Here is a 26770-nt window from a genome sequence, read left to right as displayed (position 1 = left end):
AGATCACAGACCAAATCTTGGCCAGCGGGTGAACGGGCAACAGTCGCGGGCAACACCTCCCCGAAAAGGTCGGGAGGACACGAGAGGAGATCGCCATGCCCACACGCATGCCTTCGCCCCGCACCACCAGCCGGGTCACCACCCGGACCGGAGCCTCTGCCGGCACCCTGATGGCCGAGCTCGACCACGACTGGGCCGACCTGTGCGGCACGCGGTCGTTCGCCGTCGAGCTCGACCGTCTCGTCGCGCGGTACCCCCAGCTGGCGTCGCTCCGCGACGGCCGGTCGGTAAGGCTCGCTGCCGGTGAGGCGGACGAGATCCTCTACGCGCTCATCACCGAGCACGCGGGCGGCAGCTTCGCCGCCGGCCGCGCGGTGCTCCAGTGCATGCTCCCCGCGGTGCGCACCATCGTGCGGCGCTCGCGGCGCCACTACCCCGACGTGCAGGACCTCGAGCAGGAGACGGCCGCGGCGATGTGGGACGCGATCACCTCCTACGACCTCGCACGGGAGGACCGCGTCGCGATGCGGCTGCAGGGCCACACGCTGACCCGCGTGGTGGGCGACCGTGCGCCGTGGGCCCAGGGCTCGCGCGCAAGCCGCGGCCCCCAGGTCGAGGAGATCCCCACAGACACCGAGGTGCTGACCTACCTCGAGCGCCCCGCGCTGGGTGACGACGTGCCGGCCGCCGTCTACTCGCTCGCGAGCGCGTCGCTCGGCCCCACGGGCGAGGTGCTCGACGTCATCGCCTGGGGCCTGGACCACGACGTCCTGTCCCGCGACGAGGCGGCCCTCCTGGCGCGGCTCTACGCGCCGGACCCCGATCTGCCGGAGTACGCCGAGCTGGCGACCGGGCGGGGCAACTATCAGAAGCGGGTGGCTGAGGAGCTCGGGATCTCGCACGCGGCGCTGCGCCAGCGGGCGAGCCGGGCGGTTCGCCGCCTCGCTGAGGCTGTTCAGTCGGGCGGTTCGTCTGGGGGGTCGCCCGGCTGACAGGCGGGCAACGAACGCCGGCGGGCGACCCCGCCGGAACGTCCCGCAGTGAAGGGGTCCCCTGGGGAAGGGGGGACCCCTTCGCTCTGCGCGAGGAAGGACACGCCACCGCCCACCAATCTCCACACTCTTTGACCCGCTCTTGACCTGTTGGGCACCGCCCGCAGTGACTACCGTTCAACCTGCCGGGTTCGCCCGCGTGCGTGAAGATTGCCTGCGGTGGGTGATGATGCCCATTCACCGGGGCAGTACGACCTGCGCCGCGGACGGCACACGGGTACAGGGGACGAACAGTGACAGAGATCGAGGGGGACGCAGTGACAAGCGTGGGCGAGAGACATGGCCGGCAACCGGCCTCCGGGCAGTGGCCGGCGGTGAGCGGTCCTCAGCGGACCGTCTCCGCCGCCGCCCGGCCGGCGCCGCCCGCGCCCGCCAAGCCCACGCGAGCCCGCCGCCGGCCCGCGCTCGTCGCACTGGGTCTCGCTCTCGTCGCGGTCAGCGTGCTCGCGAGCGTCTTCCTCACGGAGAGCCTGGGGCAGACCCGCAAGGTGCTGGCGGTCAACGCGCCCGTCGCCCGCGGCGAGGTGATCACCGAGGGTGACCTGGTCATCGTGGACCTGCCGCTCGGGCCCACCACGTTGCTGCCGATCTCCGAGGGCCAGGAACCCGACGTCGTGGGCCAGGTGGCGACGACCGACCTCCTCAAGGGCCAGCTCCTGACCGAGGGCGCCTTCGACACGAAGGTGGGCGCGTCGAGCGGGATGTCCGTCGTCGGCGTCGCGCTGGCACCCCACCAGATGCCCACCACAGAGCTGCGCCCCGGCGACCTGGTCCGCATCGTCGAGACGCCCGTGACCGGAGGCGAGCCGCCCATCGAGACGCCGCTCGCGATCTGCGCCACGGTGGTCGGCACCAAGCCCGTCGGTCTTGTGGAGCAGACGGTCGTGGACGTCGAGGTGGCGGAGGCGGACGCGCCACCGCTCGCCGCCCGGGCCGCCACCGGGCGGGTCGCCCTCCTGCTCGACGCGGCGGGCAGCGATGCCTGCACCACTGTCGGGACCAGGTGACCCGTGGCCCTCATCGCACTCGCGAACGCGAAGGGCTCACCCGGCACCACCACGACAGCCCTTCTGCTGGCCCTCCAGTGGCCGCGGCCGGTGCTGCTGGTGGAGGCCGACGTGGCAGGCTCCTCGGTGCTCGCCGGGTACTTCCGCGGTCAGCTCGCCCACGACCGCGGAGTGGGACCGCTCGCGATCGCGCACAGCCACGGTGACCTCGAGCCGTCGCTCTGGGCGCAGACCATCCCCCTGATCGGTGGTTCTGCAGACAAGAAGCTCCTCCCGGGGCTCGTCGGCCCGCACCTCGCCCCGGCCGTCTCCAACCTCTGGGGCGCGCTCGCGAACCAGCTGGTGGCGCTCGAGCGGGGCGGCATGGACGTTCTCGTGGACCTCGGTCGAATCGGTGCGGGACGCGACGACCGGGAGCCCTTGCTGCGTCTCGCCGACCAGCTGATCGTCACCACAGGCTCCCGGCTTCCCGACATCGCGATCACCCGCGAGCTCGTCCGCGCCCGCACCTCCGTGGTCGACGCCGCGGCGAAGGAGCTCACCAACCTGTCGGTCCTCACCATCGGCCCGGGCCGGCCGTACGACGCCGGCGAGATCCGCTCCACCCTGGGCCTCGCCGACGCCGGGACCATCGCCTGGGACCCGGTCAACGCCGAGGTGCTCGCCGTGGGCGCCCCACCCGGGCGCCGCTGGTCAGCCTCCGCCCTGGTCAAGTCCGCGGGCCCTGTCATCAGCCGCATCACGGAGCGCGTCGAGCAGCGCCGGGCCCGCTTCTCCACGGGAACCCTCGGAGAGGAGCAGCGATGAGCAAGCAGCCACCCGACGGCAACGGCACGCCCGAGCTGTCCGGCCTCCCGCTCTTCCAGGAGCCCACCAACGGCCACACCACGATGCCCGACGGCGCCGCGGCCGGGTCGGCCTCGCCGACCGACCTTCCCGCAGGGATCGGCGGGCGCGACCTCACGCCGGGCGGCGGGAACCCGCTGCCCTGGCCGCCCGCAGGAGGAACCCGACCAGACCCGTCGCCCTGGGTGGGTGCCCAGACCAGGGTGAGCTCCGGCGTCGGGCAGAGCAGGGGGACCCGCGACCGCGAGTTCTGGGCCCAGGTCACCTCCCTGCGCGGCGAGGTGTCGCAGCGGCTCACCACGGCGCTCGCCGCCCGCGAGCTGGACGAGGACGCGCGCGAGGCGCTCGGACAGGAGCTCATCCAGCAGGTGGTGCGCGACCACAACGACGCGCTCCTCAACGCGGGGCAGCGCCCGTGGACGCCCGAGTTCCAGGTCGAGATCACGCGCGCGCTGTTCGACGCGCTGTTCCGGCTGGGCCGCCTGCAGCCGCTCATCGACACGCCCGACGTGGAGAACATCGAGATCACGGGCACCCAGCCCGTGCTGCTCCTCATGGGCGACGGGTCGCGCCGCTACGCCGACCCGATCGCGGACTCGGACGCCGAGCTCATCGACTTCCTGCAGTTTCTCGCGTCGCGCGACCCGGCGAACGAGCGGTCGTTCACGCGGGCCAACCCCTTCCTCAACCTGGACCTGCCCGGCCGCGTGCGCCTCGCCGCCGTCGGCTGGGTGGTGCCGTGGCCGCGCGTCACGATCCGGCTCCAGCGGCTGCAGGCCGTGGACCTCGGGGTGCTGCGGACCACCGGCACCGTGGACACGGTGCTCGAGGAGTTCCTCGGGGCGGCGGTCCGGGCGCGGAAGTCGATCGTGGTGTCGGGACAGGGCCAGGGATCAGGAAAAACGACCCTTTTGCGCGCTTTGTGCGCTGCACTGGATCCCTGGGAGTCTGTCGCCACCATCGAGACCGACTACGAGCTCTACCTGCACCTCGAGCCTGAGAAGCACCGGCGCGTGGTCGCGCTCCGGACTCGTGAGGGGTCGGGCGAGATGTCCGTGACCGGGCGGCGCGTGGGCGAGATCGACACCAACATCAACGTGTACGAGTCGCTGCGCCACAACATCTCCCGCGTCATCGTGGGAGAGGTGCGCGGGCCCGAGATCGTCTCCATGTTCCAGGCGATGCAGATGGGTAACGGGTCCCTCTCGACGGTGCACGCCGACGGCGCGCGCGACGTGGTGGAGCGTCTGGTCGGTATGGCCGTCCAGGACTCGACGCTGTCGGAGACGTACGCATACCGGCAGGTGGCGCAGTCCGTGGACCTGATCGTGTTCCTGCGGGTCGAGATCGACCCGACCACCGGCCGCCGCGTGCGCTACGTGTCCGAGGTGATCGAGGTGAACCGCGGCGAGCAGGGCAACCCCGTCTCGGTGACGGACGTGTTCGCGCCCGGGGAGGACGGCCGGGCAGTGCCGGGCCACACCCCGACGTTCGTCGGCGACCTCGAGCGTGTGGGCTTCGACGCCACGCTGCTCAACTATCGCGCGGGGCTGTGGGGGGCTGCGCTGTGACGACCTTGATGGCGGTCCTCGCGGGGCTCGGGGTGGGCCTCGGCATCTGGTTCGTGCTGGTCGGGGTCCAGAAGCGGGAGGAGGTGCCCAGGCCCAAGCGGAGCGGGCCGCCGTTCGCCGGGCTGATCCGGCTGGTCGGCCTCGACAAGGACGGTCCCCTCTACCCGCAGCGCCGGCTGCTCCTGATCGGCGCGGGCGGTGGCCTGGTCGTGGCACTGGTGACCGGCTGGTGGTCCCTGGTGATCATCGTCCCCGTGCTGCTCGTGGGGTTGCCCTCGCTGTTCCGGACCACGACGTCGTCGGCCGACGTGGAGAAGATGACCGACCTGACTGCCTGGGTGCGCTCCCTGATCGGGGTGCTGTCCGGCGGCGCGGTGGGGCTCGAGCAGGGCATCGCCGCCACGCTCGCGTCGGCCTCGCCGTCGATCCGCCCGGCGCTCGCGCGGCTGGTAGCGCGGCTCGAGGCCCGCCAGCCGATCAAGCCGGCGCTGCACCGCTGGGCCGACGAGATGGACGACTACTCCGCAGACCTCATCGCCTCCGCCCTCATCCTGGAGTCGGACAACCGGACGGGGGCTGTGGCGCCCGCGCTGCGGCAGCTCGCGGAGTCGCTCTCCGCGCACGCGCGGGCGCGCCGCGAGATCGAGACGGAGCGGGCCTCGGGCCGCGCGACGGTGCGGTGGGTGACGATCGTGACGCTCCTCGTGCTGGCGGGCACCTCCACCACGGGGTACCTCGACGGCTACGACACCCCGATCGGCCAGGTGATCGCGGTGGTCCTGTTCGCGCTGTACTGCGGCTGCCTGATGTGGATGCGCCAGATCTCCCTCGGGCGGCCGATCCCGCGGTTCCTGCCGGCGTCGGAACAGGGGGCCTGAGATGTGGATGATCGCTGTGGCGGCCGGGGTCGTCGGCGGGCTGGGCCTGCTGCTCGTCATCCGCGAGCTCACCCCGAGCCTGCCGCGCCTCCAGTCGGCGCTGGACCGCCTGAGCGGGGCCGACCAGGTGGCCCCCATCACGATGTCCGACGACGGCGACGCCACCCGGGTGCAGCACCTCACCCAGGTCTTCGGAGCCTGGGCGCAGCGGAAGCTGCCGTACTCGGTGCTGGGGCGCCTGGGGCCCACCGCGTCCGACCTGGACCTCATCGGCAAGACCGCGACCGACCACTACGGCGAGAAGGCGCTCGGCGCGACGATCACGCTGGTCGCCGTGCCGTTCTTCGGTCTGTGTGCCGGGCTGCTCAACCTGGGGCTGCCGATCTCCGTGCCGTTCGGCGCGTCGCTCGTGCTCTCGCTCGCGGCCTGGTTCCTGCCGGACTTCGACGCGCGGTCCAAGGCGCGTCGCGCGCGGCAGGAGTTCACGCGGGCCGTCTCCACGTACCTGGAGCTCATCGCCATCGAGCGGATCTCGGGTGCCGGCGCCACGCAGTCCACGTTCGCCGCTGCCGAGGTGGCCCGGAGCTGGCCGTTCCGCCGGATCGCCGCCGCGCTGGAGCGCGGCAGGTGGGAGGGGCAGCCGCCCTGGACCTCGCTGCGCGAGCTGGGGGCCGAGACCGGGGTGGACGCACTCGGCGAGGTCGCGTCGATCGTGGAGCTGGCCGGCACGCAGGGCTCGGCGATCCACGACCAGCTCCAGTCGAAGGCGTCGGCCATGCGGGACGCGCAGCTCGACGTGGAGCAGCAGCTCGCCCACGACGCCACGGTACGAATGACCGTTCCAGGGACCTTGACCGTTTTCGTGTACTTCTTGATGCTGATCTTCCCTATCGGCGTGACGATGTTTGACCAAGCCCCTTGACCAGACCGGTCTCATCGGTTCTGGTACTCGTGTCACACGAACGTGTGACTGTCCATTTGTAGAACCTGACAGCACAACGGGGAGTCGCGATGTCTCGAACCACCTTGCACCCTGCCTCCCGGGCCGCGGCCCGGGCACACCTGCGCGCCGCGGGAGCCGGCTCGGCCGTGGCCGAGCGGATCGCCGCTCGCAGCGCCGAGCTGCGCCGGCGACTGGCCGCGCGCCGCGCAGGCACGCGAGAGGACGAAGGGCTCGAGTCGATCGAGGTCGTCGTGCTGTCGGTGGTGGGGCTGGGGATCGTGACAGCCCTGGGCATCGCCATCAAGGCGCTGGTCGACCGTTACATGGCGCAGCTCTGACGCGGCGCCGCGCCACCCCGAGCACGTGAGCGAGTCCCGACGATCGAGAAGCCACCCCAGCAGCAGGAGGTCACAGGATGAACGAGCGCGTTCGCCCTGGGACGACCCCTGCGCGGGGTGCGGATAGCGAGGCAGGGGCGGCCTCCCTGCAGACCGTCATCACCTACCCCATCGTGCTGCTGCTGGTCTTCGGGATGGTGCAGGGAGTCATCTACTACCACGCGCAGAACACGGCCCAGTCGGTCGCGAACGGCGCGGTGCAGGCCGCGCGGGTCGAGGGCGGGAGCGCCGAGGCCGGCCACCGGGAGGCGGCCGCGCGGATCGCTCGCGCCGGGGACGGCGTGTTCGCGAGCGTCCAGGTCGCGGTGGACCGGGGCGCAACCCAGGCGACGGCGACCGTCTCGGGCCTGGCGCCGTCGATCGTCCCCGGGCTCCGGGGCCTGCGGATCGTGCAGACCGCGACCGGCCCGGTGGAGCGGTTCACCTCGGCGGGTGCGCCGTGAGCGTGCGGGCGGTGAGCGTGCGGGCGGGGCGCCGCGACGAGACCGGGAACGTCGCGGTGAACACGGCGGTGATCTTCCCCGTGCTGCTCCTCGTGGGGCTGATGCTGATCATGGCCGGGCGGCTGATCCTGGCCGAGGGAGTGGTGCAGTCGGCGGCGAACGAGGCCGCGCGGTCGGCGTCGATCAGCCGGACGGCGGCCGTGGCCGCCGCGCAGGCGCAGACCACCGCCACCACCACGCTGGCGAACTCGAACGTCCGCTGCGCCCGGACGACGGTGCAGCCCAACACGCAAGCGTTCCAGCTCCCGCTGGGAGAGACGGGAACGGTCCAGGTCACGGTGGCGTGCGTGGTGCCGCTCGCAGACCTGGGCCTGCCCGGGGTGCCGGGCAGCCGGACCATCACGGCGACAGGTACGTCGGTGCTCGACGCATACAGGGGGCGGTCATGAAGCGGTGGTCGAGCGAGTTCCGAAGGCCCGGCGTCCGGAAGCCCGATCCGGGAAGTCCCCGGGACGAGCGTGGCGAGGTCTCGATCCTCGCTGCCGGCCTGATCCCCGCGCTGATCATCGCGATCGGCCTCGTCGTGGACGGTGGCGGCAAGCTGCACGCCAACGACGAGGCGCAGTACGCGGCGGAGCAGGCGGCCCGCGCCGCCGCGCAGCAGATCGGCATCGCCGCCGCGATGAACGGTGACGCCCCGAGGATCGATCCCGCGGCGGCCATCAACGCCGCCAACGCAAACCTCGCGGCCGCGGGCGTGCAGGGCAACGTCGTCACGGTGGACGGCGCCACGGTCACAGTGCGTGCCCAGGTCACCTACCAGACCAGGTTCCTGCCGATGATCGGCATCAACCAGCTGACCGCCGAGGCGACCGCCGAGGCCCGAGCAGTCCGCGGTATCGGGGAGGAGGCCCCATGATGAGCACCTCGACCCACAACACCACGCCTCAGGTCCCGCCCTCCCTGGGCGCGCGACTGGCGCGCGGCCTCGCCGCAGCACTGGTCCTGCTCGTGCTCGTGGCCGGGATCCCGGCTGCGTTGTGGTTCTTCGGCGGCCCCATCCTGACCGGACCGGTCACGTGGGACAGCGTCGTCGCCACCCTGAGCACGCCCGACGTGACCGGCGCCGTGCTGCTCGGCCTCGTCAAGGTGGTGGGCTGGCTCGCGTGGCTGACCTTCACGGTCGCCGTCCTGATCGAGGTCGTCGCCGCGGCGCGCGGCGTGCGCTCGCCCCGCCTCGCGGGCCTGGGGATGCAGCAGCGTGCTGCCGCCGTCCTCGTCGGTGCCGTGGTGCTCATGCTCGTCTCCGCACCCGGAGCGGGTCCGGCCTTCGCCGCTCCGGCCGCCACAGGCGGCCCGACGGCAGAGCTCACCTCAGTTTCTTCCCTCGCCGAGGCGGGGGGAGACATGACCGCCGAGGTAGGGAGAGCGACCGCGACGACGGGGGGCGACGTCGCGAGCCGGGGGGCAGTTGCCGCCCCTACCTCGGCACCTGCCACGTACACCGTGAAGCCGGGCGACTCGCTGTGGCGCATCGCCGCGCAGACCCTGGGCGACGGGACGCGCTTCAAGGAGATCGCGAACCTCAACTACGGGGTGGCGCAGGCCGACGGCGCGTCGCTCGACGGGTCCCACTGGATCGAGCCGGGCTGGGTGCTGACGCTTCCCACGGACGCCGTCGGCGCTGCTCCGGCCGCTGAGGTCGTTCCCGCGTCCGGCGCCGTGTCGGAGGGGGGCACCCACACCGTCGAGTCCGGCGACACCCTCTGGGAGATCGCGGAGGAGGAGCTCGGCGACGGTGCCAAGTACCCCGAGCTCTACGAGGCGTCGCGTGGCACCGTCCAGCCGGACGGCTCGCAGCTGACCGATCCCGACCTGATCCGGCCGGGCTGGAACATCACCGTGCCGGGTGCTGCGGCGACCGCTGCGGTTGCGGAGGGGGCGTCGGTGGTGACGCCGGCGCCTGAGTCTGCTCCCGCCGACGTGGCACCTGCTCCTGCGGACGGTGCACCGGAGGCGGAAGCCGCTCCGGAGGCGGCACCTGAAGCCGCTCCGGAGGCGGCGCCCGAGGCCGCGGGCGAGGCCGCGGGCACCGCCGCGGGCACCGGCGCCCCGGCAGCGGAGGCGCCGGGGGGTGCCACCGAGGAGCCCGTCGCAGAGGCGGACCTGTCCGCGCCGGAGATCCAGGAGTCCGCGCCGGCGGAGGCCGCGCCCGCCCAGGATCCTGCCGCCGAGCAGGTGCCGCCTGCTGAGCAGGTTGCCCCGGGGGCCGTCGTCGCGCCCGAGATCGCCGAAGCGCCCCAGCAGGCGCCGGCGGAGGCCGCGCCCGAGACGCCCAGCGTCTTCCCGACGGCCCCCTACCCGGAGGCGTCGGTGTTCGGCGCGAACGAGGCGCTCGACGTGCCCGGTCCCGTCGCGGCACAGCCGGCGCAGGAACCGCAGTACCCGGCGGTGACGCCCGAGGACCTCGCGAGCGAGCCGACCCTCCAGCCTGTGGACCCCTGGTCCGACCTTGCCCCCGAGGACACCGCAGTCCCCGAGAGCGCGACCGAGGGCGCGACCGAGACCACCACCGAGTCCGCGCCGACGGCAGAGACCACGTCCGCCGCGGGTCCCGAGGTGTCTGCCGAGGCCGAGGCCGGTGGTATCACCGAGGAGGCCCCGGTCGAGGCCGCGCCCGCTGCACCCCCGGTCGAGGAGGGTGGTGCACCTGGAGCGGGGGACGTCGTCGGGCAGCAGGAGCTGGCCGGGGTGCCCGAGGTGGCTGTGGAGTCCGCACCGCCCGTGGCGGCGCAGGACCAGACCACGCGCGGGGCTGGTGAGGCCGCGGGCGAGGCCGCCGCGGAGCCCGAGCCCACCGACCCTGCGATCGCTGCGGCGCTCGCCGAGGCGGACCTCGCGGAGGAGCTCGAGGAGATCGTCGACATCCGGACCGTGACCGGCATCGGCGGCCTGCTGGCGGCCGGGATCCTGGCGCTGGTGGCCGCGCGGCGGGCGGAGGCACGACGTCGGCGCAAGGCGGGCGAGCGTCTGGCGCTGCCGGCCGACGGATCGCCGGTCGCCGCGCTCGAGCAGCAGCTGCGAGCGGTGGAGGACCCGTTCGGCCGGGAGCAGGTGGACCTCGCCCTGCGGAGCCTTGCGCAGTGGCACCGGGAGCGCGGGCTCGCGCTGCCGGGCGTCCGCGTGGCGCGGCTGAAGAGCGGCGAGTTCCTGGAGCTGTACCTGGACCGTCCGGCGGACCTTCCGCGGCCCTGGATCAGCACGGCGGACCGGTACGTGTGGCAGCTCGCGGCTGAAGAGGCCGACGAGCTCGTCACAAAGGCTGCGGGCGACGCGCCCTACCCGTCGCTGGTGACCATCGGGCACGACGACGAGAACACCCACCTCCTGCTCGACCTGGAGAACATCGCGTGCCTCGACATCCGGGGGACGGACCAGGCCGCGCAGGCGACCTTGTCCGCGCTCGCGATCGAGCTGGCGACGAGCCTCTGGGCCGACGACCTGCAGGTCACGGTCGTGGGCGCGCTCGGCGACCTGCCGGGCGTGGTCGACACCGGTCGGGTGCGGCACGTGCCGAGCCTCGCCGGGATCGTGCGCGAGCTGGAGGCCCGTGCGGCCGACGTGGAGCGCACGCTCTCGCAGGTGGGCGCGCACAGCGTGGCCGACGCCCGGGGGCGCGGGCTCGCGATGGACGCGTGGACGCCGGAGATCCTGCTCGTGGGGGAGCGGCTGGGGACCGCTGAGAGGACCGCGCTGGAGGCCCTGGTCGACAGGGTCCCGGGCGTGGGGATCGCCGCTGTGACATCAAGTGCCGACTTGGGGGAGTGGGTCTTGGACCTGACCGGTGAGCTGACCGGAGGAGATACGACGCGCGGGGTGCTCGTGCCCGCGTACATCGCTCTGCGACCGCAGCAGCTCGACACCGCGACGTATGCGCAGGCGCTCGAGCTGCTCGCCGACCCGGAGGCGGTGCCCGGTCCCGAGTGGGGTCGGCACATCGCACCGGAGGAGCCGCGGATCGCGGACATCCAGGTCCAGGCCGTGCCCGTCGGGGCGGCCGCACGCCGCGCCTTCGGCGGCGGCGTGGACCTGGCAGAGCGTCCGGTCGCGGCGCCGATGGCGCTCGCCGACGGTCCGACGGGGGAGCCTGCTCCCGCGCCCGTCGGGGCCGGCGGGGCGGGGGACGGTGGACCCGGTGCGGGCGGCAGCCTCGGGTCGGGGGACTTCGACCCGCTGACGCCTCCCGTGGAGCCCAAGCCCGCGCGCACGCCCGTGGTCAGGGTGCTGGGGACTGTTGAGCTGGCCGGGGTGCAGGGCACGCCGCTGCCGGCGTCGCACCAGCGGCAGGCCCTGGAGCTCGTGGCCTACCTCGCGTTCAACCCGGGGGCTCGCGGCGCGGACATCTCCCGGTCACTCTGGCCCTCGCGCGAGCCGAACCTGGCGACGCGGCGGTCCGCGGTGTCTCGGGCGCGGCGCTGGATGGGCGTGGACGCGTACGGGTACGAGCACCTGCCGCGGTACTGGTCGTCCGACGACGGCGCCCAGGTGGACCAGGAGTCCGCCGGCTACCGGCTGCGCGGCGTCACGACCGACTGGGACCAGTTCTGCGAGCTCGTGGGACCGGACGTGACCACCGCACCCATGGACGACCTGCTCAACGCGCTGTCGCTGGTGCGCGGCAGGCCGTTCGAGGATGCACCCGCGCGCAAGTACGTGTGGGCGGAGACGCTGCTGCAGGAGATCACCGCAGGGGTGGTCGACGTGGCGCACGAGGTGGCGCGTCGGGCGCTCGCGTCGGGTGACGTGGCGCTCGCACGGGAGGCGTCCCGGGTCGGGCGGCTCGTGGACCCCGTGGACGAGCGTTCGTGGCGCAACGGGATCCGGGCAGAATGGGCAGGCGGGCGCGTGGACGCCGTGGGTCGGCTCGTCGACCGGCTGCGGGACCACCTCGAGCAGCTCGAGCTGGAGCCCGAGCCGGAGACCGAGGAGCTCATCTCCGAGATGCACGCGCTGGCGGGAAGGCGCGCGCGGGGCAGGTGAACTCTGCGGGGCTGTTGGCCGACACTTGGCTGAACCCCTGGGGTGCCCATGTCCGCTGTTGGTGAGATGTTGTGAATTATCACAGCGGCGCCTTGCCGGAACCCCGTTTCCGTCTGAACCTTGATGGGTTGACCGACCCAGAAGGAGTTGTCCATGCCGTCGCAGACCGTGACGCCGCTGCGCGTGGTCGCTGTGGTCGCTGCCCTCGTGGTGGCCGGCGCGGTAGCCGTGGGAGTGGGGTCCCTGCTGGGCGAGGACAGCGAGCAAGGCCTCGGGGCCATACCGGCTCCGCCGCCGAGCTCTCCGTCGCCGTCGGTGTCGCCCACGCCGCTCGAGGTGTCGGGGCCGTCGCCGGAGCCGACGACGCCAGAGGAGCTGAAGGCGAGGAACATCGCTGAGGCGAAGGCGCGGCTGGTGGAGTACTACGCCACGACGGCGGAGGTGGCGAACGCGGGGTACGCGGACTGGGAGACCAAACTCGGTCAGTTCTACGGACATCCAGAGGTTTGGCGCGCCATTAGTCGCGTGTACCAGCGAAGTGCTGAGGCGGGTGACTATTCTACCGGCGCAGCGCGTGTGGAGTCCTTGGTTGTAACCGGATACGAACCGTCCGATGAAGGACTTGAAGTCGTGGCGATCGATGCATGCGTCGACTTTGAAAGTGTTAGATCGTTTCTTGCTGATGGGACCGAGGTTCCACGCGATGCGGCAACTCCCACGCGATATGTAATCTCATACAAGATGGCTCACCAGGGGTTGCGCAGCGAGTGGACTGTTAATGAAGAGGTTCGGCGTGCGGAGAGGACATGTTGACTCGGCTCGCAACACTTGTCGTGCTCGTCGCGCTAACGATGGTCACGGCCCCCTTCGCCCAAGCTTCGGTCGCGCCACCGCCCGGATGTATTGAGTACCTTAAGCCTGACGGCACATTTGGCCTCATTTGCGAAGACGGCGAAGGTGGCGGCGCGGAGGGGCCTGGGGGCGGAGGCGGTGGAGGTCCACGCGTATGTCACTATGGTTCGCAGGAGATCCCATGTGCCGGTGCGTATGGCTCCTGGGACGGCCGGTGCTACATTCGAACGGCAAATCCCCAGCCAGGTACGGATGAGCCGGTATGGAATGGGAATACCGACGGGTCGATCCTTGAGTGCACGCCATTTCCCTGTGTAGGCGCCGCGGACCTTGAATCATGTGCTGGCCATTCGTATTACTGGTCCGCCGCGGCGGCGCCAGCAGGCCCGAGTCCGGAAGAACTCGCGCGTCGTGCCGTCGCCCAGATGCAACTCACCATGGGCGAGATGGGCAGCACCCCGCCGAGCACGTCAACAAAGCCCGGTGCCATGGGCGTCATCGGCCTCCCCATGTGGCTCTGGGTCGCGAACCCCGCGGACAACACGGTCGGCCCCATCACGCGAACGGCCGCAGACGGTGGCCTCTCCGTCACAGCCACGGGAACCCTCGACCGCATCACGTGGACCCTCACCGACCGCGACTCCGGCATCGCTCGTGCGACCGTCACCTGCCGGGGCGCCAACGCAGCGGGCACGCCGTACGACGGCCGCAACAACGCCTCCCCGTCGCCGACGTGTGGCATTCCCGGAAACCTGAACCAGCACCCAGGAAACTTCACACTGTCGGCGACTGCTTACTGGACGGTTGAGTGGCGGGGTGGCGGTCAGCGCGGCTCGATCAACGTCCCGCCGCAGACCAACAGCACCCCGGTCACCATCGGAGAGCTGCAGGTTCTTCTCTCCCGCTGACCGTCGGTCCCCGCTTCGCCGGCCACTGGTGTGGCCGGCGAAGCGATCAGCGGTCGTGCTTCAGCAGGTAGCGGTTCGAGAGCACCTTGAAGGACGCCCGGGAGGGCGTCCCGTCAGGCAGTTGGACCGTCGACGCACCGAGAGCGCGCCACACCACTCCTTCAGCGGGGCGATCGGGGCTGACCGCGGAGCGGAGACCGTCGATGTCGGACAAGGCTTCTGTGACCGAACTCGGGAACCGGAGGTCTTCGCGGAGGGGAACCGAGAGCTCGAGCGCCCAGTCCGGCCAGTCCCCGCGCGCCAGTTCTGCGCCGTCGACCCGGATCGTGAAGAGACCGAAGTGTTGACCGTGGACCTTGAGCGGGTTGGCCTGAATGGCCTCGCCGTAGACCTCGCCCTGGACGGCGGCCCGAGCATCGGGCCAGGTGGCCTCGATGAGTTCGTGGAGGCGGTGTCGCCGCCCGAGCCGCCAAAGGGTGTTGTCCTCCGACTCGAGGAGGTCCCAGTTCCGACCGCACACGCCGGACGTGCCAGTGGACGGGTCCACGTAGTAGGTCGACGACGTCCCGTCGAGCTTTTCGGTTGCGATCCAGTCGTCGCGCTCGGTCTCGAGGATGGCGGCGACGTTCTGGATGCGCTCCTCGTCGGTCGCCGGGATCCAGGACGGACGCGGGCCTCGGACGACACCGGAGATCTGCGCGGGGACGGGAGGTTCCCACTTGACCACATCAAGGACGGTCGTCACGTCGGTTCCCGGGACGCGCTCGAGAACCTCGGGGAAGAGGTTGAGCGGGAGCGCAAGGCCCTGTGAGTACTGACCTCGGAGCCGCGCCGTCTTGAGCACGTGACCCCGCCTGCCGTCCGCCGCGGTTTGAGCTCCGCGCGCTGCGAGGAACGCAAACCGCGGGTCGGTCACGTCCAGGAGCGAGTCGATCTCGAAGTAGACGCAGGGGTCGCCGACCTCGAACTCGCCGACCTTCACCACAACGTCCCACCCGCGGATGCGCGCGCGGACGATGGAGTCGGCATCAGGGATCGGACCAATGTCGGCGATGGTCTCGACGGTCGCCAGTCGCCGTTCGGTTGCTGTCACAGTCACGCGGCAGAGCATGACGGGCGGACACCGGGACGTCTAGTGATAAATCCGGCTGGATTGCCGTTCACGCGCTCGCATCGTCCGGCGTTCCCCGCACGATGATCTCGACGACGTCAGCTGCCTCGATCGGGTCCTCGTGCTCCCAGAACCGCAGGACGGTCCAGCCCAGCTCGATCATGTGGGCGTTCGTCTCGGCATCACGTGCGACATTGCGTTCGAGCTTCTCCCGCCACCAGGCTGAGTTGGCGGCTGGAGCAGTCCCATGGATGGGGCAGCAGTGCCAGAAGCACCCGTCCACGAACACCACGACCTTCGCCCCGGCGAAGGTCAGGTCCGCCCGACGACGAGGCATTCCGGGCAGAGCGGCATCCACACGGAACCGCAGGCCACGTCGATGGAGTTCGCGGCGCAGGGCGATCTCGCAGGCGGTGTCGCGCCGGGCTTGGCGGGACATGCGCTGTGAAGTGGCGACATCGGTCACGACGTCGTCGTCGCTCACCACCGTGCCCTCCACTCGTTATCCGCTGTGCAACTGACGGTAGTGGCGATCCAGCCGAATACCTAGCCGTCGACATGCCACGACCCATCAGGTCCAACAGCGAGATCACGCGTCTCGAGGTCGCTGAGGGGGTTGTCGCGGCACTCAGCGAGAAGTTTCGGTCGTTGCCCCCACTGCCACCGCCACGTCCACCGGCAAGGGATAGGCCCGCTCCACAGGCAACAGCGCCACGTCCCCACCTCGCAGCGTCCGCACCTTCTCGGTGATGTCCTCCACGCCCACGATCCACTTGTCCACATACCTGTGGACAGCCGACCCACCCAGCCCGACCTGCAGTGATCGCCACGGCAACGCCCGCCCCTCCGGCGTCCGCTCCGGGTCCCACTGCACCCGCACCGGGCTGGACCGGGACTTCTCCCGCCATGCGGCGGCGTCGGCGTACAGATCCCGCTCGAAGTGGCTCAGACACGATTCGCGGAGCGCCGACTCGAACCCCTCGCGAGTGATGCGCACGGCGAGAACGCGCTCCTGCCCAGGCTTCGTCGCCCAACCGCAGCGGTACATCATCCACAGGAACGACGGTTTGATCCACGTCATCCGCTCCCGCTTGAACGGGGCGACGAACGTCCCTGCCGCGACGCGGTGCGGACGTCACGGCCATTGCAACCGCGACGACTGCCTGCCGCCCCGCGCCCGAGCCGAACCCGGTCCACCCGCCCAGCCCCACTCCGCCGTCGGGCCGACTACTCCTCAGCCCAGGCCAAGCCCCGAGCCTCCAGCTCCTCTCCGAGGATCCGCACAGTCTTGGGGCCGACGCCGTGGATCGCCAGCAGCGCCTCGGGCGTGGCCCGCGTCAGGTGCTCGAACCGGGTGTGCCGTTGCCGGCGAGCTCGCGCGTCGCGACCCTGCCGATGGTGCGCGGGAACTCGGTCTCGGGACCGTCCAGATCAGCCATGCACCCAAGGTGCCAGGCCCTCGACACGGCCCGCCACCCAGGCCAGGGTGTTCCCATGACCGACGCCCCGCTCGCCGATCCGTCCGCCGTCACCAGCGCGGATGCCGTCGCAGAGCACCCCGCAGAACCCGTCGTGCAGGCAGGCCACCGCCCGGCGCTCGTCGGCATCCTGGCCACCGTGCTCGCTGTCTGGGCGATCGTGCCGATGGCCCTCGTCCACTACCGCGAGGTCGTCAGCTTTGGTTTCACGGAGGCGAACGCCATCTTCCTGATGGCGAACTCGGCGATGGTCGCGGTCCTCGTCCTGGCCGCAAGTGCCGCGACGCGGGGCTCGCGCCGCCTCCTGACCTCCGCCTGGATGGTGACGGGCTTTCAGGCGCTCGTCCAGGTGGGGATCCTTGTGGTCCAGGTGGTCCTCGGCGCCACCCTCGTCCTCACCCTGGGGACGGTCGCCGATCTGATCTGCCTCGGGTTGGTCTTTGCCGGGCTCGGCGTCGGACGGTCCGCCATGGGTCAGGGGCCGACGTCGCAGCGCACCACCGCCGTCGTGCTGATCGTCGGGGCGGCCGTGCTCCTGCAGCTGACCCAGATGGTGATGGTCGGTCCAAGCCCGCTCCTCCTGCTCCGGGTCGTCGCCACGGTGGGCATCGTCGCCGCGGCCGGCCTGCTCGGCGTGCCGAGCGCCTCGGCGAGGTATGGGGCGGCGGGCCTGCTCACGCTCTTCGTCGTGTCGAAGGTCGCCGAGCTGCCCTGGGGCGCGAGGGATGCCGCGCGTGCCTACCTGGCGTACGAGATCGCGTCCGGATCGGCAATCGTTCTCGGGATCGCCGCTGCGGTGCTGGCAGTCGTCACGGCCCGCCAGGTCAGCCGGCCGACCGGCTGACCCGCCCGCCGGGTGAGCCGGTCCGCGCAGGGGTGACAAGCCCGCTCCGCCACGCCAGGGTTGCCCCATGACCGACGCCCCGATCGCCGACCCGCCCGCCCTCGGCACAGCCGACGACGCGCCGGCCGCCCCCTGCGCGCCGTCCGCGGCCGAGACCCCGTCGACCTCGGCCGCACCCGGAAGCCCCGATCGGGCGCACCGTCTCGCACTGCTCGGCATCCTCGCCCTCGTGGTCGCGTCCTGGATCATCGTGCCGCTCGCCGTCTTCGAGGAGAGTTCGCGCCTGGACTTCGGGTTCACCCAGTCGAACGTGATCTACCTGGTGGCGAACATCGGCATATCCGCCACGATCCTGCTCGCGGCCGGCGCAGTGACGTTGGGTTCGCGAGGCCTGCTGACGGCGGCCACGGCGCTGGGCGGCCTCAACCTGCTGGCGCAGCTCGGGATCCTCGTGGTCCAGCTCGTGGAGGGGGCGCGCCCTGTGCTCATTCAGTCGACGCTCGTCTCGTCAGGAGTCCTTGCCCTGGTCGTGACGGGTCTCGTCGTCGGATGGGCGGGCCTTCGCGGACCGACGACGGCACGCGTGGGCGCCCTGGTCCTCGTCGCCGCGGCCGCGCTGGCACTCGCAACGGTGCCGTACCTGTACTCCCGCCACCTCGACAACCTGCCGCTGGTCGCCGTCGTCTACTCGATCGCGGGCGGGGTGCTGGGTGTGGTTGCTGCCGGGCTTCTGGGCCTGCCGAATGCGAAGACGCGCTGGGTTGCAGTGGGCCTCCTGGCGTACTTCGTCGCCGCGGGGATCTTCGGCCTGACCCAGCTCGGGTACTACTTCCCGGATCACCTGCACGTCGTGGTGGTGCAGGTGCTGAACACGCTCCTGTACGTGGTCGCGCTGGTACTGGCGATCCTGGCAGCGCGCCGGCTCAGACCGTCGTCACCGTCGCCAGCACCTCGACGCCGTTCGTGATGACCGTGATCTCGTCCTCGTAGGTGACGTCCCGGTCCGACATCGCGTCGCGGAGCGCGTCCCCGAGCGTGATCAGCTTGTCGCCCTCCCGGCTGCACAGCATCGCCGTGCGCCCGCCGGTGGTGTGCAGCTCGAGCACCTGGAACGCAGGCCAGGGCCGGGTCGCGCCCACCATGGCCCGGATCCGGAACAGCAGGAAGAGGCCCGACGGGATGAGGAAGGTGAGACCGTAGACCACCATCGGCTGGATCTCGCGGTCGAACCCGTAGACCAGCACCAGGAGCGACCCCAGCGCCACGAAGCTCGAGAGGAACGCCCCGATCCCCGGGACCATCTCGAGCGGCCGGTGCGCGGGCACCACCTTGCGAGGCACGATCCCCGTGATGTGGTGCAGCGGGTACACGGCCGCGCCCACCAGCAGGTTGCCGCCGGTGATCGCGACGGTGGTGGAGCCGTACTTGTACGTGGTCATGAGCCCCCTCCGACGCCGTCGAGCATTGCAACCTAGCGTCCGGCGCTGCCCGCCGACAAGGGTGAAGGGCCAGGTCAGGGGAGTGACGAGGCTCTGGCAGAACCCATCGGCGCGGCGCTCGGCGTGTCGGGGTGCGCCACTCGGCCGGCGCGCAGGATCGTCGCCCGAGCGAGGGCGTCGAGGGAGTCGACGAGTACCGGGTCGTCGAGCAGCCCGTGCTGGGACGCGATGACCGACAGCTCCGTGCACGCGACCACCACCAGGTCGGCGCCGCGTCCGAGCAGGCGGTCGACGACGTCGCGCACCGCCCCCGGGTCGGCAGGGCGGCCGGCTTTTACCCGGCCGTAGATCTGCTCCATGACGAGCGCCTGGTCGGAGGGGTCAGGCTCCAGCGCCTTGATCCCGCGGGCTCGGAAAGCGTCGGGATAGAGCCCGACGGTGCTCGACCCGTCGGTCGAGAGCACCCCCACGGCCTGGGCGCCCGGTCGACGGCGCAGCACGGCCTCGACGGTGGCGTCCACGATCGAGACCAGCGGGGGCTCCACGGCGGCTGCGATCCGGTCCGCGAAGTGGTGGGCCGTGTTGCACGGCATGACCAGGAACGACACGCCGCACCGCTCGAGCGTGCGGGCGTTGTCGACGAGCGGAACTCCGGGGTCTGCGTCGGACCGGTGGGTCAGGAACGACGTACGGTCGGGGATCGCCGGGTCCTGCATGACGATGAGTCGTACATGGTCCTGCTCCTGGGCGGCGTCGGTCAGCTCGACGACGCGGCGGAGGAAGTGCGCGGTCGCGAGCGGGCCGGTCCCGCCGAGCACGCCAACTGGCAGAGGCACGGGCACAAGCGTCCCACCGCGGGCGATCCGCCGCAGCGGCAACGCGCCGCCTACCGCCGGAGCCGGATCCGTGGCCTCCGTGCCACGATCCGCGCACGCCGTTCCTTCGCGACGGAACGGGTCAGCTGCATCCGCTCGGACAGCGACGCCCGGTTGAGCGCGAAGACGCTCATGAGCACCGCCGGGGCGACGAAGGTCCAGAACGTGATCCACGGCGGCCACCCGACGTCCTCCAGCGCCGGCACGATGGAGCCGAGCCCCATCGCGGCGGAGATCGCGAACAGCATCGGCAGCAGGTTCGACGAGCGGAACTCGACGAGCTCGCGCGAGTGCTCCTCGAGCACCCGACGACGTTGCTCGGCGGCCTGCGCCTGGGCGGGCAGCCGGAACGATTCTGCGAAGTACTGGGCGATCCGCAGCATCCCGGGATCCTTGAGCATCTGCTCGAGATCGCCGACGATCGTCATGTCCGTCGCGAGAGCCAGCTGCGCCGCCCGGAGCTTCTGGATGCTCCGCTGCGAGCGAAACTGTGACTGCACGATGTGGTCGTCGAAGATGTTGACCCACAGCTTGCAGACGAACCAGTGCGCGTGCACCACGCTCATCAGCAGGAACACGTCGTCGACGGTGCGTGACGTGAAGCCGGGGCCGCCCACGAGCACCGTGGACCACCCCGTGCTCTCGATGCGGCCGCCGTCGACGGGCAGCACCCCGCCGAGCGGGTGCTGCGCTGGTGTCTCGCGACGATGCTGCAGCAGGCTGTTGATCATCGACCGGCTCATGGTCCCGTGCCGGTCGAGGAAGCAGATCCTGAAGTCCTGGAACACGTAGGTGGTGGGCCGGGGGTCGATCGCACGGTCGTCGACCAGGGAGCGCCGCAACCGGACGATCTCGTCGCCGTGCAGGTTCTGCTCCTGCACCGGGTGCCGCTGGAACTGCTCTCGCAATGCTGCCGACTCGTTCCCGGTCTGCCGCACGTACGGGGCGTAGTCGCCGTTCTTCCACGTGATGAAGTCGTCGTAGAAGCCGCGGAGCCGCACTCCGGCGTCGTGCGTGGTGAGCAGGTAGTTTACCGAGGCGACGCCGAGCGCCGGATGGACGACGAGCGTGCGTTCGTACTGCCACGCGCTGCCCCCGAGGGTGACCTTGCCCGAGCCGAGCGGCGCGCTGAACGACGGTTTGTAGCGGCCGAAGAACGACAGGTTCCAGCTTCGCGTCAGCGATCCGCTGGGATGTACCTCGCCGCAGAGGGCCCTGACGGCTCGCTCGGCCGCCGCGACGTCCGTGATGCGGCCGCCGAGGTCGTACTTGATAGGGATGTAGATCTCCGCCGTGGGACCGGCGGGCGCACGCCTCCGGAAGAGCCTTCTGACGAGCCTCGGATAGCGGGGACGCATGACCGGGAGACTATTGGCTATGAGTTCGGTATGGAAAGAGCAAAGTTGGCAGGTTGGCGCGGCCCGGCCCGGCGAGGCCGCCGGGGCGCCGCCCGAGAGCGGCATCGTTCACGTCCCGCCCGAGGGCGTGGTTCCGTTCCGAGATCTCTTCGCCAAGGTGTTCGACCGGGTCGCGGACGACTTCATCCCGTCGCTCCGCCGTCGTGCCGACCTCCTCAGCCTGAGCGCCCCTGCTCCGCCCGACGACGAAGCGGTCACCTCAGGTGCGGCGTGCCCCTACCTGGTGGGGATGTTCGAGCAGCACAACCTGATCGCCCTCGCCGACGGCGAACCGGTCGGGTTCCTGACGTTCCGCGACCGCTGCGTGTTCGGCGAGGTCGTCGACCTGCCCCACCTGAGGACGGTCGACCACCCGTGCGTCTACGTCAACACCGTCGCCGTCGTGGAGCATTACCGCCGTCGCGGGCAGGCCACCGGCCTGTACCAGCGACTGTTCGAGCTCCAGGACGAGCGGCAGCTTGCCCGGACCGTCGTGCTGCGCACCTGGGTCGGCAACGATGCCCACCTCGCGGTGCTCGACCAGCTCGGGTTCGAGGAGCTGGGGCGGCGGCACGACGGGATCGTGGGCCGGCAAGGTTCCGTGTACCTGGCGCGGACGGCCGGCGGCGGTTCGAGTGGGCCGACGGTCGGTGAGGTGCCGTCGCTCGGCGGGGTGCCGTCGGGCGGGCCGCCGGTCAGCGCCCGGCCGGCGCGGTGAGCTCGGCGTGAGCCCCGTCGAGCTGCTCCGCGAGGGCGCGGCCCACCTGGTCGGCCCGGACGCCCGGGCGGGCCGGTCCGTCGTCGGACCCGCTGCTCCCACGCTCCGCGACGGCGTACAGGCGCCGCACCCGGACCGAGGTGAGGGCATCGGCTGCGTCGAAGAACCGCTCCCGGAACGCGGTGCGTGACCGCTCGGTCTCGGGGAGGTACGGGAGCAGGCCCGCGTGGGCGAAGTCGTGGGCGAGCGCGTCCAGCTGCCCGCGCCCGGTGAGCGTGTAGTCGAGCTCGTGGACCTGGGCTGCGACGAACCCGGCGTCGTCCAGGATGGCGACGAGCTCTTCCGCGCTCAGGTAGCCCGGCGGGTAGCGCAGGGGCGCGTCGCCGAGGCCCGCCTCGACGTGCGCCTTCTGGGCGATCTCGTGGAGCTCGGCGTAGCACCCTGTCGCGCCCTGGTGCACGGCCAGCAGCCCACCCGGTCGGAGAACCCGGTGGAGGGCCGCATAGGTCTGTCGTGGAGCTCCGAGCCAATGCAAGGCGCTCGTGGAAAAGATCGCATCAAAATTGCGCCGGTCAGGATTTCCTGTGTCAATGCCTGACGCAAAGCGGAGAAAGTCCACCGACTGCAAGGAGGCCCGGAGCGCGATCGCCGGATCCCGGCCAAGGAGCCTCTCCGCGCGCTCGATCATGGAGGGAGAGACGTCGATCCCGAGCACGTTCGCACGGGCGCAGTGGTGCAGAAGCTCGAGGGTGACGTTGCCCGACCCGCACCCCACGTCGAGCACCCGACCTGCGAGGTCGTTCGGAAGCGCCCCGACCAGGAAGCGCCCTTGGAGGCGCTGCGTGGTGGAGAAATCGAAATACCCAGGGCCGTCGCCGAACAGCAACCGCGCCTCGGTCGCCGTATCGATATCTCCCATCACCATCTGAGAAATGCTAGTGGAAATTTCTTCCAGGCGGGGCTCTCCGAGCATGAATTCCGGAGGGCCTTGGTGGGTCCCCGGTCGGGCCACCGATGAGTTTGTGTCAGTGGGCGCGTCTACGTTGTGAAGGACGGGGCCGGACCAGGTGCCGCCGACGACGAACGAGAGGACCACACCATGTCGTTCCAGGCCTATCTCGACGCGGTGGAGACCAAGACCGGGCGGACGCCCCGTCAGCTCGTCGACCTGGCGCACGAGCGCGGGTTCGGTGCCGACGCCAAGGCGGCCCCGATCCTCGAGTGGCTGAAGGAGGACTACGACCTCGGCCGCGGGTACGGCATGGCGATGGTCCACGTCATCAAGAACGGCCCCAAGATCAGCACCAAGCATGTGGGGGTGGAGGGCGCGCACCGCGACGAGTCGGACACCCTCTGGCTCGACGGCAAGGCGACAAAGCCCGCGTAAAGGGTATTGCTCCGGTCATCGACTGTTGTGGGTCGCGTCTGGCAAGGTGGCCGCATGACGGATGCTCCACCCCCGATCGACGACGCCGGAAACGGCCTCGCCACCATCGGGGTCTTCCTGGCTACCTTCGCGGCCTGGGCCTCGCTACCGATCAGCCTCTGGCAGGCGGCTCCTGACCTGAGCTTCGGGTTCACACAGGACAACGTCATCTTCCTCGTTGCCGGCTCGAGCCTGCTCGCGACGGTCACGTTCGCCGCCGGCGCCGTGGGCCTCGGGTCGCGAAGCCTCCTCACCGCGGCACTTGTGGTGACGAGCCTGCACCTGGCTCTGCACGTCGCCATCGGTGGGGTGGAGCACGTGCTCGGTGCGCGCCCTGCGCTCGTGCTCGGCACGACGGCGGCGGCCCTCGTCCTGGCCGTGACGCTCGTGGGCGTGATCGTCGGGTGGTTCGCCACTCGCCGCGGCCCGACGGCGATGCGGTGGCTCGCCCTGGGAATCGTCGTGGCCGCGGGCTGCCTGATCGTGTTCCAGGAGGTCAGCACGATCGTCCCGTACATCGACCTGGCCGCCGCCGTCCCGCTCATCCTCACGAACGTCCTCGCCAGCGTCGCCGTCGTTGTGGCTGCCGGGTTCCTGGGCCTGCCCCGGGAGCGTGCCAGGTACATCGCGGCAGGGCTCTTCGGGCTCCTGGTCGCCTGGTTCCTGGTGGGCGTGTCATGGAGCTTCAGCGTGGACCGGTACTACCTCGGGTACACGGTCGGGGCGGCGGTGCGGGCGGCCGCCTACCTGGCCGCAGCGGTCCTGGCTGTGCGGGCGGGTCTCCGTCTGCCGGGCCGGCAGCAGGCGGACGCCGACGAGGTCACGGCCTGACCTGCGCTGGCGGACTACCCCATCCAGAGATGGAGCGAGATCGCGACGAACCAGCCGGCGACGAGCGCCGGCCCGAAGGGGATCCGCTCGTCACGTCGTTTTCGTGCCAGCCGCCACACCGCCAGAGGGAACGCGAGCAGGTAAGGGATCACGAGCGACCCGACGGCCGGAGCCCAGCCCAGCCAGCCCGCCGCCGCGGCGAGGACGGCGGCGAGGCGCAGGTCCCCGCGCCCGGTGCCGCCGATGAACCACTTGATCCAGAACAGCCCCGCCACGAGCAGTCCCACCACGAGGCCACGGCCGAGCGGCCACCACGCACCGTCCGTGATAGCGGTCCACAGGGCCCAGACGGCGAGGACCACGGCCAGGACCTGCACGAGGACGGTCGGGATGCGGTGCTCCACAAGGTCCACTGCCACGATCGGCCCGCCGACGAGCGCCACGGCGATCATCGGCACGACGTAGCCCCACGAGTCGGTTGTCACCACGACCACGAGCGCGACCGTCACCAGCCCGACCGACAGGAACGCACCTCGCCGTGAGCGCGGGTGGGCCGTCGGCCTCACGCCGGTTCCTGACTCATGCTGATTCCTGACATACGCCGGACCCTCACGCCGGACCGGCCCCGGTCGGCTCCTCGGCCACCTCACGGACCGGAACGCGGGCGCCCCGCGTCCAGATGAGCACCGCCGCCGCGACGTACGCGACGCTCAGGCTGGCGAAGAGCCCCGGCGACCAGCCCGAGTCGGGCACGAGGAACGCCGCCAGAGCTGCCGCGCCGACGAACGCCGCGTTGTAGAGCACGTCGTAGAAGGCGAAGGCACGGCCTCGGTACTGGTCGACGGAGTCGCGCTGCACGATCGTGTCGACCGCGATCTTGGCGCCTTGGGCCGCCAGGCCGAGCAGCAGCGCGGCGGCCAGCACGACGACGTGGCTCGGCTCCGGGACGAGCAGGAGCTCCGACGCGGCAGCCAGCAGCAGCATGATCGCGATCCAGGTCTGCGGTGCCATGCGCCGTGCCAGCACCGCCGTGAGGATGATCGCGATGCCGCCGCCCACGCCGATCATGGCGATGATGGTCCCGAAGATCTGGAGCCCGGACCCTGTGCTGCCGGGCTCGCCCAACAGGTTGCGCGCCATGAGGATCGACGCGATGAACACCACCCCGTACAGGAAGCGGTGGAACGCCATGATCAGCAGCGCCTGGCCCGGCGTGCGCCGGGCGGCGAGATAGCGCGCCCCGTCGGCGAGCCCGCGCGCCACGGCCACGACCTCGTTCCGGATCGCGCCCGACGCCGGCCGCTCCGGACCCAGCAGATCGCGCCGCATGCGGAGCGCCAGCAGGGCGGCGAGGCCCATCACCACTCCTGCGCAGGCGAGGGCAGCGGAGTCGCGGGCACGCCCCTCGGGGAGGGCGAGCCCGAGGACGAATCCGATCCCACCGCCGACGAACGCGGCCCCCGCACCGAGCGTCGGCGTGAGGGAGTTCGCGGTGAGCAGCAGGTCGCGCGGGACCACCCGGGGGAGCCCCGCGCTCAGACCTGCGAGCAGGAAGCGGTTCACCGACAAGGCCGCGAGCCCGAGGACGTAGATTGCCGGGGTGACCCCCTGCGTGAGCATCGCGACCGCCATGACCCCGCAGAGCACGAAGCGCACCACGTTGCCGACGAAGAGCACCTGACGGCGCTGCCACCGGTCCAGGAAGACGCCCGCGAACGGGCCGACGATCGTGAACGGCGCCAGCATCGTGGCGAACGCCGCCGCGATCGCGGGCGCACTGCCCTGCGCCTCCGGGCTGAAGAACAGGAGGCTCGCGAGCCCCACCTGGAACATGCCGTCGCCCGCCTGCGAGACCAGGCGCACGCCGAAGAGCTTCCGGAAGCCCGGAAGCGTGAGGAGCGCGCGGAGCTCGGCGAGAACGGTCACGTGAACACCCTAGTGATCGGGGGAGATGGTTGCCGGAGGTTATCCACAGGCCCCGGTATCGGGATCGCCGATTCGTCGTTAGCGTCAGGGGCGGTCGTTGCCGATACGCAAGGGGGGCGTCATGGTTCGGCGGGTCGTGGGGTGGGTTGTGCTGTTGGGGGCAGTGATCGGCGTGGGTGCGTGCACCGGGGAGCCCTCACCCGGGCCGACCACCGTGACCGTCGCCCCCACCGAGTCCACGGCAGCGTCGCCGACGCCGCCGGCCAAGCCGGAACGACCCGAAGCGATGGAGCGAGACGACGCGGAGGGAGCGGCCGCGGCGGCGCAGTACTTCATAGAGATGTACCCGTATGTCATGGCTACCGGTGACACCGCGGAATTCGAAGCGATGTCTCATGACGCTTGTGGATTCTGTGTCGATACTCTTTCGCAGGCGAATCAGATCAAGAACAGGGATGAGACGTGGACGGGTGGTGAAATCACCAGTTCGCTCGTCGAGAGTTACGAACAGGACGCGCTGACCGGGATCTTCCCCCTCGATGTTGACATCGACCAGGAGCAAGCGGTCATTACTGACGCCGCTGGCTCGGTGGTTTTCACGGGAGTGCCGGAGCGCGCGCAGTATCGGGTCGAAATCGCCCAGAGGGACGGCGAGTGGTTAGTGGTCGAGATCGCGCCAAGGCCCGAATCGTGATGACTATGACCATGGTCGGTGTCATTGCGCTTACAGGCTTGGCGCTGAGTGGCTCAGATGACTACACCCAGTTTGGTGGCAGCGCATCGGGCC

The 26770-nt window shown here is 70.9% G+C and carries 27 protein-coding genes and 1 pseudogene; 19 read left to right on the top strand and 9 right to left on the bottom strand.

From position 1 onward, the window contains the following. Positions 1-95: 95 nt before the first annotated feature. The 13 genes from D1350_RS08795 (at position 96) to D1350_RS08735 (ending at position 13938) form a co-directional block, all read left to right on the top strand. Entirely contained in the window at positions 96-992 is an 897-nt protein-coding gene (locus D1350_RS08795; protein ID WP_125775614.1) for a sigma-70 family RNA polymerase sigma factor, read from the top strand. Positions 993-1366: 374 nt separating this feature from the next. Continuing rightward, on the top strand, positions 1367-2059 hold the full coding sequence (locus D1350_RS08790) for an SAF domain-containing protein (RefSeq protein WP_164545085.1): 693 nt from the start codon (positions 1367-1369) through the stop codon (positions 2057-2059). A gap of 3 nt (positions 2060-2062) precedes the next feature. Beyond that, positions 2063-2866 carry a hypothetical protein gene (locus tag D1350_RS08785; protein WP_125775612.1) on the top strand — a complete coding sequence of 268 codons (804 nt, stop codon included), beginning with the start codon at positions 2063-2065 and terminating at the stop codon, positions 2864-2866. After that, the gene (locus D1350_RS08780; protein ID WP_125775611.1) at positions 2863-4476 is read left to right on the top strand and encodes a TadA family conjugal transfer-associated ATPase; all 1614 of its coding nucleotides are present in this window, start codon (positions 2863-2865) and stop codon (positions 4474-4476) included. Before D1350_RS08785 ends, D1350_RS08780 begins: the two co-directional genes overlap by 4 nt. Further along, positions 4473-5354 (top strand): type II secretion system F family protein, encoded by an 882-nt coding sequence (locus tag D1350_RS08775; protein WP_125775610.1) that lies wholly within the window; start codon positions 4473-4475, stop codon positions 5352-5354. The genes D1350_RS08780 and D1350_RS08775 overlap by 4 nt, the downstream gene beginning before the upstream one ends. Position 5355: 1 nt before the next feature. Next, positions 5356-6276: a hypothetical protein gene (locus D1350_RS08770; RefSeq protein WP_125775609.1), complete on the top strand. Its 921-nt coding sequence runs from the start codon at positions 5356-5358 to the stop codon at positions 6274-6276. 89 nt (positions 6277-6365) lie between these two features. Further along, complete coding sequence (locus tag D1350_RS08765) at positions 6366-6635, top strand: hypothetical protein (protein WP_125775608.1); 270 nt, start codon at positions 6366-6368, stop codon at positions 6633-6635. Between the two features lie 77 nt (positions 6636-6712). Further along, on the top strand, positions 6713-7138 hold the full coding sequence (locus tag D1350_RS08760; RefSeq protein WP_125775607.1) for a TadE/TadG family type IV pilus assembly protein: 426 nt from the start codon (positions 6713-6715) through the stop codon (positions 7136-7138). Further along, on the top strand, positions 7135-7587 hold the full coding sequence (locus D1350_RS08755; protein ID WP_240643972.1) for a TadE/TadG family type IV pilus assembly protein: 453 nt from the start codon (positions 7135-7137) through the stop codon (positions 7585-7587). Before D1350_RS08760 ends, D1350_RS08755 begins: the two co-directional genes overlap by 4 nt. After that, the gene (locus tag D1350_RS08750; protein WP_125775606.1) at positions 7584-8057 is read left to right on the top strand and encodes a pilus assembly protein TadG-related protein; all 474 of its coding nucleotides are present in this window, start codon (positions 7584-7586) and stop codon (positions 8055-8057) included. The genes D1350_RS08755 and D1350_RS08750 overlap by 4 nt, the downstream gene beginning before the upstream one ends. Continuing rightward, positions 8054-12178, top strand: a complete 4125-nt coding sequence (locus D1350_RS08745) for a LysM peptidoglycan-binding domain-containing protein (RefSeq protein ID WP_125775605.1) — start codon at positions 8054-8056, stop codon at positions 12176-12178. Before D1350_RS08750 ends, D1350_RS08745 begins: the two co-directional genes overlap by 4 nt. Positions 12179-12331: 153 nt before the next feature. After that, positions 12332-12991 carry a hypothetical protein gene (locus D1350_RS08740; RefSeq protein ID WP_125775604.1) on the top strand — a complete coding sequence of 220 codons (660 nt, stop codon included), beginning with the start codon at positions 12332-12334 and terminating at the stop codon, positions 12989-12991. 464 nt (positions 12992-13455) lie between these two features. Next, positions 13456-13938 (top strand): hypothetical protein, encoded by a 483-nt coding sequence (locus D1350_RS08735; RefSeq protein ID WP_125775603.1) that lies wholly within the window; start codon positions 13456-13458, stop codon positions 13936-13938. Positions 13939-13984: 46 nt separating this feature from the next. Here D1350_RS08735 and D1350_RS08730 read toward each other — a convergent pair whose 3' ends face one another. The 3 genes and pseudogenes from D1350_RS08730 to D1350_RS08720 form a co-directional block, all read right to left on the bottom strand. Further along, the gene (locus D1350_RS08730) at positions 13985-15049 is read right to left on the bottom strand and encodes an RNA ligase (ATP) (protein WP_125775602.1); all 1065 of its coding nucleotides are present in this window, start codon (positions 15047-15049) and stop codon (positions 13985-13987) included. Positions 15050-15098: 49 nt separating this feature from the next. Then, positions 15099-15533 (bottom strand): very short patch repair endonuclease, encoded by a 435-nt coding sequence (locus tag D1350_RS08725; RefSeq protein WP_338068149.1) that lies wholly within the window; start codon positions 15531-15533, stop codon positions 15099-15101. 144 nt (positions 15534-15677) lie between these two features. Further along, a pseudogene (locus tag D1350_RS08720) lies at positions 15678-16160 on the bottom strand (DUF4291 domain-containing protein); the annotation flags it as partial. A gap of 383 nt (positions 16161-16543) precedes the next feature. On the opposite strand from D1350_RS08720, the gene D1350_RS08710 reads away from it, so the two are divergent. Beyond that, positions 16544-17371: a hypothetical protein gene (locus D1350_RS08710; RefSeq protein ID WP_125775600.1), complete on the top strand. Its 828-nt coding sequence runs from the start codon at positions 16544-16546 to the stop codon at positions 17369-17371. A 67-nt stretch (positions 17372-17438) separates the two neighbouring features. Further along, positions 17439-18338 (top strand): hypothetical protein, encoded by a 900-nt coding sequence (locus D1350_RS08705; RefSeq protein ID WP_125775599.1) that lies wholly within the window; start codon positions 17439-17441, stop codon positions 18336-18338. On the opposite strand, the gene D1350_RS08700 is transcribed toward D1350_RS08705, so the two are convergent. The 3 genes from D1350_RS08700 to D1350_RS08690 form a co-directional block, all read right to left on the bottom strand. Next, positions 18295-18810, bottom strand: a complete 516-nt coding sequence (locus tag D1350_RS08700) for a hypothetical protein (RefSeq protein ID WP_125775598.1) — start codon at positions 18808-18810, stop codon at positions 18295-18297. The two genes, D1350_RS08705 and D1350_RS08700, sit on opposite strands and share 44 nt — an antisense overlap. A 74-nt stretch (positions 18811-18884) precedes the next feature. Continuing rightward, the gene (gene cuyB / locus D1350_RS08695; protein ID WP_240643970.1) at positions 18885-19646 is read right to left on the bottom strand and encodes a cysteate racemase; all 762 of its coding nucleotides are present in this window, start codon (positions 19644-19646) and stop codon (positions 18885-18887) included. A gap of 50 nt (positions 19647-19696) precedes the next feature. Continuing rightward, positions 19697-21043, bottom strand: a complete 1347-nt coding sequence (locus tag D1350_RS08690) for a hypothetical protein (RefSeq protein ID WP_125775596.1) — start codon at positions 21041-21043, stop codon at positions 19697-19699. 19 nt (positions 21044-21062) lie between these two features. On the opposite strand from D1350_RS08690, the gene D1350_RS08685 reads away from it, so the two are divergent. After that, positions 21063-21800 (top strand): GNAT family N-acetyltransferase, encoded by a 738-nt coding sequence (locus D1350_RS08685; protein WP_164545084.1) that lies wholly within the window; start codon positions 21063-21065, stop codon positions 21798-21800. Here the strand turns inward: D1350_RS08685 and D1350_RS08680 are convergent. Next, positions 21778-22719 (bottom strand): class I SAM-dependent methyltransferase, encoded by a 942-nt coding sequence (locus tag D1350_RS08680; RefSeq protein WP_240644004.1) that lies wholly within the window; start codon positions 22717-22719, stop codon positions 21778-21780. The genes D1350_RS08685 and D1350_RS08680 overlap by 23 nt on opposite strands. A 180-nt stretch (positions 22720-22899) precedes the next feature. Between D1350_RS08680 and D1350_RS08675 the strand changes: the two genes are divergently transcribed. Together D1350_RS08675 and D1350_RS08670 are read left to right on the top strand one after the other, a co-directional pair. Next, the gene (locus D1350_RS08675; RefSeq protein WP_125775593.1) at positions 22900-23187 is read left to right on the top strand and encodes a DUF4287 domain-containing protein; all 288 of its coding nucleotides are present in this window, start codon (positions 22900-22902) and stop codon (positions 23185-23187) included. A gap of 54 nt (positions 23188-23241) precedes the next feature. Further along, positions 23242-24057 carry a hypothetical protein gene (locus D1350_RS08670; RefSeq protein WP_125775592.1) on the top strand — a complete coding sequence of 272 codons (816 nt, stop codon included), beginning with the start codon at positions 23242-23244 and terminating at the stop codon, positions 24055-24057. A 14-nt stretch (positions 24058-24071) separates the two neighbouring features. On the opposite strand, the gene D1350_RS08665 is transcribed toward D1350_RS08670, so the two are convergent. Both D1350_RS08665 and D1350_RS08660 read right to left on the bottom strand, forming a co-directional pair. Continuing rightward, the gene (locus tag D1350_RS08665) at positions 24072-24623 is read right to left on the bottom strand and encodes a prepilin peptidase (protein ID WP_125775591.1); all 552 of its coding nucleotides are present in this window, start codon (positions 24621-24623) and stop codon (positions 24072-24074) included. A 43-nt stretch (positions 24624-24666) separates the two neighbouring features. After that, entirely contained in the window at positions 24667-25983 is a 1317-nt protein-coding gene (locus D1350_RS08660) for an MFS transporter (protein ID WP_125775590.1), read from the bottom strand. A gap of 121 nt (positions 25984-26104) precedes the next feature. Here D1350_RS08660 and D1350_RS08655 point away from each other — a divergent pair, with 121 nt between their 5' ends. Further along, entirely contained in the window at positions 26105-26677 is a 573-nt protein-coding gene (locus tag D1350_RS08655; RefSeq protein ID WP_125775589.1) for a DUF6318 family protein, read from the top strand. The last annotated feature ends 93 nt before the right edge of the window (positions 26678-26770 follow it).

The organism is Antribacter gilvus (assembly GCF_003946865.1).
GTDB lineage: Bacteria > Actinomycetota > Actinomycetes > Actinomycetales > Cellulomonadaceae > Antribacter > Antribacter gilvus.
This window is presented reverse-complemented; position numbering and strand designations above follow the sequence as displayed.